The sequence below is a fragment of the Candidatus Cardinium sp. cBcalN2 genome, from assembly GCF_022810445.1.
Classification (GTDB): domain Bacteria; phylum Bacteroidota; class Bacteroidia; order Cytophagales; family Amoebophilaceae; genus Cardinium.
In genome coordinates this window covers 1-6,434 of the sequence record NZ_JAACGD010000094.1, presented here as the reverse complement: position 1 = coordinate 6,434, position 6,434 = coordinate 1, and the positions used below count along the sequence as shown (strand labels likewise).

The following is a 6,434-nucleotide window of genomic DNA, read 5'->3' as shown; positions in this document are numbered from 1 at the left end:
GAGGTTCCTGTTTTTCCAGCTGTAAACTAAGCTTTCAGTAACTTTTTTCATCAGCGCTTGATTTTTTGGCTACTTTTTGATCAACCAAAAAGTAGCTTTAAAAATTCATTTTTTACCAATGTCAGGAATAGATACGATGCTTGTTCTTGTTGTAGGGTCCTGGTAAAATGGTAAATGGATACAAGCAAGTTGCTTGTTTAGGTATAACCCGCGTCAGTGAGTCAGGGTTGCATGGATACAAATTTTTAGGTGACCGTTGATACAATGCAAAACATCCCATATCTTTTATATAAATAATATCTTGATAATCTCTTAAAAGGTCTCTATCACTTTTGTAAAGAATAAAAAAACAAGGCTTGTCAATTTCCCCTGTTAATAGCCAAGCTATATTCCGTTTGTTTAATGCTTTGGATTGATCAGCATAAAAAAGGGGCGCAGCTGATTTGAAACCAATAGTAGTAAGGTATAGAGACTTTCCTTTGCAAGCTTTACAAAAATCTACCATTTCCTTTTGGGTGTAGGCTTCCACTTTTGGTGCTATACACATTAAAAAAAAAGTCAATGTACCAATATTAACACAGATAAAAGTGCCTATAAAAGGAACCAAACGATCCCGGATAAGATAATAGTAAGCTACGCTTATACCTATGATATAGATGATTCCTGGCATACTGTCCCAATAGCTCCATACAACCAATACCTCTAATGCATCCTTGATAACTTGGTTAGTAATAAAAGAATACCATAAAGCTTTATATCGCATCATCAAAGGAATAATGGCTAAAGTGCTGCCTAACACTAGCCCTACCAATAAAAATAAAGCGGCTATCTTTGAACAGATATAGTTTCTACGGTAGAGTGACTCACAGAAAAAATCAGCCGCAAAAAAGGTTATAGGAAAATAGGCCATAGAACTATAATGCACAATCTTAGTACCCACTAGGCTAAAAATCAGTAAAACGCTTGCCAATAAAGCTTGCATATTAGCTGCAAAATAATTATTTCTAATCATTTTTTTTTCTTTCAAAAAGAAGAGAGCAAATAGGGAACTAGGAAAACATCCTCCAAAAAGTACCAAATAATGGTAGTACCAAGGCTGAGCGTGGGTATGAACAGGGTGCTGATAGAGCAATAGATGATAGGCCCAAAATTCTTTAATAAAAGTATATCCGTTAGACCAAATTTCTGGAATCAGCCAACAAGATAAGAGACCTGCTGCTACCAGCATAACTAGAATAAGTCCTTTGAATGAAAAGGACCTGCTCCTAAACCAGGTATAGGATAATGCTAACGTAGCAAATGGTATAAGAACCGCCATAGGTCCTTTAATCAATAACGCGCAACCTATAGAGAGACCTGTACCGCCATAGATCCATCCTTTGAATGACGTAACGTCAGTTGATAACAAATAGATAGCCAGCAACAAAAAGTAATTAAAAAAAGGATCTATAATGCCTGATTTAAAATAAAAATGAGGCAAAAAAGCAGTTGCATATAGGCACATCCACAAAAAACCAAACCACTTACCTTTGTATCGTTTACCTATGTAATAGAGCGTTACAAGCGTCAATAGCCCACAAATCAAGTTAGGAAAACGGGCGCCGATTTCATTGACACCCCAAAAATGCATGCTAACTGCTTGTAGCCAAAAGAATAAAGGTGGTTTTTCGTAAAGGGACTGAAAACCAAAAGTTACTTGACCATAGCAGCCCGTATGCATCATTTCTCTGGTAATTTCGGCAAAATAGAGCTCATCTAAATCAAATAGATGTACTCCTCCTATTCCCAACGAAAAAATAGCTCCAAAGCCAACTAAAAAATAAGCAACACTACTATTTGTTAATAGAGAATCTTTTTGCATATGTGTATAAGAACGAGTAGATAGAACGATCTAACCAATTTGGGCCGTTAAAACCAACCACAAAGAGATACACTATCAGGGAAGAAAGACTACCCATCCAAGCGCCTACATAGATATCTATGTAAAAATGCTGACAGAGATAAATTCTTGAATAAGCCACCGTTAGAGCTAGCCCCAGCCATGCTATACTATAGATTGTATTTTTATTCCTAGACAATAGTTGTATAACAGATATCAGGACAAATATAGTAGCAGCGTGACCTGAAGGAAAACTTAAATCCCTCAATAAGGATACCCGATCTACTAGGTGCAGGGAGTCATCTAGAGGCAACAAGGCTATAGGCCTTAGCATATCTCTAAAAAAAAGACGCTTGAACAATTGTACCACAATAGACATAAAGAGAAAACTTCCTCCCATAATGATAAGCTTTCTACAACTTGCACGCAATAAGGCAACCACCGTTAGCAGCAATAGATAGGTAACCCCATCACCTAACCAGGTTAAATAAGGCGCTATAACATCAGCTACAGGATGATGCCACTGCTTGAGTAGGATAAAAAAAGCAAGTTTATCGAATAGGAAAAATGGGATGGAACCAATAGTCAATATGGCAGCAAGCAGATAGAAAAAGAAATTATTTTGATACCAAATGATTCTAAAAGCCTTTAGCTTATTCATGTTTTTTTAATACAGTAACGCATGGTAGTCCATTTATGACAAAAAAATACCCCTGCTAAAATAGTTGCTAGCAGGGGTATTTTTATAAGTAGCCCCACCATAATGGTGAATAGATAACTAAAAAAAGTAAAAACGGAATACCAAACATCCTAATTACTCATAGAAACCAAAAACTCTTCATTATTACGTGTACCCCGCATTTTCTTAAGTAGAAAATCCATAGCTTCAGTAGAACTCATATCAGCCATAATGTTACGCAATATCCAGATCCGGGCCAATTCCTCTTTTCCAATTAAGAATTCTTCATGTCTTGTTCCGGAGGATGGTACATCAATAGCTGGATAGATACGTTTATTAGCCAACTTACGATCTAATTGGAGCTCCATATTACCTGTACCTTTGAATTCTTCAAAAATCACCTCATCCATCTTAGAACCTGTATCAATAAGTGCAGTAGCCAAAATGGTCAGCGATCCCCCATGCTCCACATTACGAGCTGCACCAAAAAATCGCTGAGGTTTATGGAGTGCGTTGGCATCAATACCACCAGAAAGTATCTTGCCAGAAGAAGGGCTAACCGTATTATGCGCCCGAGCCAATCGGGTAATAGAATCTAACAAAATAACCACATCACGACCACATTCTACCATTCTCTTTGCTTTTTCTAAAACAATATTGGAAACTTTTACATGGCGCTCAGCTTGTTCATCAAAGGTAGAGGCAATTACCTCTGCTTTTACATTTCTAGCCATATCTGTTACCTCCTCTGGACGCTCTCCAATTAACAAAACAATCAAATAAACTTCTGGATGATTGGATGCAATTGCATTGGCTATTTCTTTTAATAGTACCGTTTTACCTGTCTTAGGTTGCGCTACAATCATACCACGTTGTCCCTTACCAATAGGCGAAAACAAATCCATAATGCGAGTTGAATATTGATTGGCTCCATTGGAAATATGCAACTTATCATGTGGAAAAAGCGGTGTAAGATGTTCAAAAGGAATACGATTACGCCCCTCCTCTGTAGTCACACCATTCATATAAATTACCTTTAAAAGAGCAAAATATTTTTCTCCTTCCTTGGGTGGACGTATTTTTCCACGAATGGTATCACCTGTTTTGAGGTTAAACAACTTGATTTGCGAAGGAGACACATAAACATCATCTGGGCTGGCTAAATAATGATAGTCTGAGGAACGTAAAAATCCATAGCCATCTTGCATAATCTCCAGCACACCTTCTCCCTCAATAGTGGTATCCACGTTATGGAGCAGGCTGCCCTCTTTTTTATGTTTTTCAAATGAAGTGGTTACTTCTTTTACTTCTTTTGGTTCTTTTAGTTCTTTTACAGTAGAACCGGTAGAAATACTACGGTCAGTCATCACTGCTTTTTCTGAATCTGGGGCAACAGATTCCTTGGTTGTACCTTGTAGATTAGATTCATTTTGTGGCTCTATTACTCTAGATTTCAGATAACTTTTCCTTGGTAAGACAGATGGAGAGGCCTCCTTGGGTTGCAGTGGTGCAACAAATGGCTCATTATGCTTTTTTTGAGGAATCTCCCCTACAGGAAGTACAGCTTGTTGGTCCAATATTTTATAAATAAGTTCCTCTTTTGAAAGCGTTTTATAGCTTTTAACTTTAAATCTTTCTGCTATTTCGCGTAACTCAGAAATAAGTTTTTGATTGAGCTCTCCGATATTGTACATGATTGAGTTAGGTGTATTTTAAATAAAAGTCGATTAAAGTAATACGAATGATCTTAATGATGATTCTTAGAATAAACAGGAGTAACCTACATTACATAAGCATCTAAGCCAATTTTTTTAAGATGCATTCAACAAATAGCATTTGTTTTCAGAAGAAACATCTATATTAAATAGCCTATTACCTTCTTGTTTGTTCTGATTTTGCTTTTTTAAATCTAGTAAGAATGGCCAAAAATAAAGGTATTTTTGTGCCTATACAGAATATATAACAGCTGTAATAAGGAATGAATATCAATGCAGGACTCCGAATGCAGCCCTATGGCAAACCAATACGAACAATTATACAACTATAATTTGAAAAAATCAAAAAAAGTATCATTTTTAAGAAAAACTCAGTGATTGAGTAAAATTGTGTAATTTTAATGGAAGTATGCTGTTTCTTCAAGTCAGTGGTAAATAAATAAGGTATTTTAATTTGTTTTTCCTTGATCAAGAAATAAGTAAAAAGTAAAACCCTGGGTAAAAAATGGCTGAAATCACTCCTTAAAGCTGGAAAATAAAGACTCCACTCTTTGTGCAAGGTTCCAACAGGTTGTTTTTTGATCAGCACTCAAGAGTAATTTCCGATCGCAATTATTTTAGAATGAGCGTTTTGGGGGCGTGTTCTACTAATAAGACTGAATAGGTACAAGATGATAGTATAACTAGTAGAGAAAATATAATGATTGATTTACAACGTATAAGAACAGATAAAAAAGCAGTGGTAGATAGTCTACACAAAAGAGGATTACCCGATGCAGAAGCGCGCATCGAAGCCATATGTAAACTGGACAGAGAAAAACGGGCTACACAATCTGAACTAAACACTCTAGCAGCTACGCTCAATAAGCTGAGTAACCAAATAGGGCATCTATTGCGTAGCGAGGTAGAAACCACAATACTAGAGGCAAAAAAAAAAGCAATCAATGATTTAAAAGAGAGGATCAAAGCGTTAAAGCAACAGTCTAAGACGCATACTTCCTCTTTACTGGAGCAGCTATATGCACTTCCCAACTTGCCTCATCAAAGCGTACCGATTGGTAAACATGCCGATGACAATCTGATTATTTATGAAACGCCACTAAATCCGAGCAGCGGGCAATTGGCGCACTGGGACTTAATTAAAAAATATGATTTAATTGATTTTGAATTAGGTAATAAAATTACAGGTGCTGGTTTTCCCGTATACAAAGGAAAAGGCGCTAAGCTACAACGTGCTTTAGTAAACTTTTTTCTAGATCAGGCAGAAAAAGCAGGTTACACAGAAATTCAACCTCCTATTTTAGTTAACCAACAATCTGCTTATGCAACGGGTCAACTGCCTGATAAGGAGGGACAAATGTACCATATCCCATTGGCTAACTTGTACCTAATACCTACTGCAGAAGTATCCATCACAAATATCTATCGTGATACAATTGTAGCCACGACTGCACTACCTATTAAACATGCAGGCTATACACCTTGCTTTAGACGAGAGGCAGGGTCTTGGGGAGCTGATGTACGAGGGTTAAATCGATTGCATCAATTTGATAAGGTAGAACTGGTACAAATTTGTCATCCTGACGATTCTTATGCTCATCTAGAAAGGATGTTAGCTTATGTGCAAGGGTTAGTAGAACAACTAGCGCTACCTTATCGGGTGCTAAAACTTTGTCAGGGAGATTTAGGTTTTTGCGCTGCTATGACCTACGATATAGAAGTATATGCTGCAGGCCAAAACAAGTGGCTAGAAGTGAGCTCAATTAGTAATTTTGAAACCTTTCAATCCAATAGGTTATCACTAAGGTACAAGGATCAAAATAAAAAAAGTTGTCTTTTACATACCTTAAACGGCAGTGGACTAGCCTTACCACGTATACTAGCTTCTCTATTAGAATACCATCAAAGACCAGATGGGATTGCTATTCCAAAGGTATTGCGCCCTTATACAGGATTTCATATTATTGATTAGCATTTGTACAAGACAAATTTGATCATAAACAACCTTTTTAGAATCCTAGTGGCCATGCTAAAAAACCAATAGTTGCTGTCGTACGTTTGTATTATACAATTCTCTCACTAAAAGAGTTCGAACAAGGCTTTCGGAACCTCTGGCATTAGTTATTGTGCTGAATTTTAAACCAATACCATCAACTTGAGA

4 protein-coding genes are annotated in these 6,434 nt (G+C 36.9%); 1 reads left to right on the top strand and 3 read right to left on the bottom strand.

Features of this window, described 5'->3' with window-relative positions; genetic code table 11:
- Positions 1-121 precede the first annotated feature (121 nt).
- From MUW74_RS02900 to rho, 3 genes are all read right to left on the bottom strand, one after another.
- Positions 122-1,861, bottom strand: a complete 1,740-nt coding sequence (locus MUW74_RS02900; RefSeq protein WP_243517630.1) for a glycosyltransferase family 39 protein — start codon at positions 1,859-1,861, stop codon at positions 122-124.
- Entirely contained in the window at positions 1,833-2,540 is a 708-nt protein-coding gene (locus tag MUW74_RS02895) for a phosphatase PAP2 family protein (protein ID WP_243517628.1), read from the bottom strand. Before MUW74_RS02895 ends, MUW74_RS02900 begins: the two co-directional genes overlap by 29 nt.
- Positions 2,541-2,689: 149 nt before the next feature.
- Complete coding sequence (gene rho, locus MUW74_RS02890) at positions 2,690-4,252, bottom strand: transcription termination factor Rho (RefSeq protein WP_243517625.1); 1,563 nt, start codon at positions 4,250-4,252, stop codon at positions 2,690-2,692.
- Between the two features lie 721 nt (positions 4,253-4,973).
- Here rho and serS point away from each other — a divergent pair.
- Positions 4,974-6,245 (top strand): serine--tRNA ligase, encoded by a 1,272-nt coding sequence (serS, locus tag MUW74_RS02885; RefSeq protein WP_243517624.1) that lies wholly within the window; start codon positions 4,974-4,976, stop codon positions 6,243-6,245.
- Positions 6,246-6,434 lie beyond the last annotated feature (189 nt).

Coding starts and splice junctions, on each gene's coding strand:
- MUW74_RS02900 (WP_243517630.1), bottom strand. CDS start 1,861: ATGCAAAAAGATTCTCTATTAACAAATAGTAGTGTTGCTTATTTTTTA.
- MUW74_RS02895 (WP_243517628.1), bottom strand. CDS start 2,540: ATGAATAAGCTAAAGGCTTTTAGAATCATTTGGTATCAAAATAATTTC.
- rho (WP_243517625.1), bottom strand. CDS start 4,252: ATGTACAATATCGGAGAGCTCAATCAAAAACTTATTTCTGAGTTACGC.
- serS (WP_243517624.1), top strand. CDS start 4,974: ATGATTGATTTACAACGTATAAGAACAGATAAAAAAGCAGTGGTAGAT.